The sequence below is a fragment of the Pseudomonas sp. SIMBA_068 genome (assembly GCF_046534705.1).
Lineage (GTDB): Bacteria > Pseudomonadota > Gammaproteobacteria > Pseudomonadales > Pseudomonadaceae > Aquipseudomonas > Aquipseudomonas putida.
This window is the reverse complement of record NZ_JAWRYI010001859.1, coordinates 1-229: the sequence shown is the minus strand read 5'-3', so window position 1 is coordinate 229 and position 229 is coordinate 1. Positions and strand designations below refer to the sequence as shown.

Sequence of the window (229 nt, the reverse complement as noted above, 5' to 3'; positions counted from 1 at the left end):
TAACTGAAAGGAAGGATATAGAATATGCGTAAATTAACTGCACTGTTTGTTGCCTCTACCCTGGCTCTTGGCGCGGCTAACCTGGCCCATGCCGCAGACACCACTACCGCAGCACCGGCTGACGCGAAGCCGATGATGCACCACAAAGGCAAGTTCGGTCCGCATCAGGACATGATGTTCAAAGACCTGAACCTGACCGACGCGCAGAAACAGCAGATCCGCGAAATCA

General features: G+C 53.3%; 1 protein-coding gene. It reads left to right on the top strand.

Annotated features, from left to right (window positions below):
- Positions 1–24: 24 nt before the first annotated feature.
- On the top strand, positions 25–229 hold a 205-nt coding region (locus SB756_RS36215), incomplete at its 3' end, for a hypothetical protein (protein ID WP_410914079.1).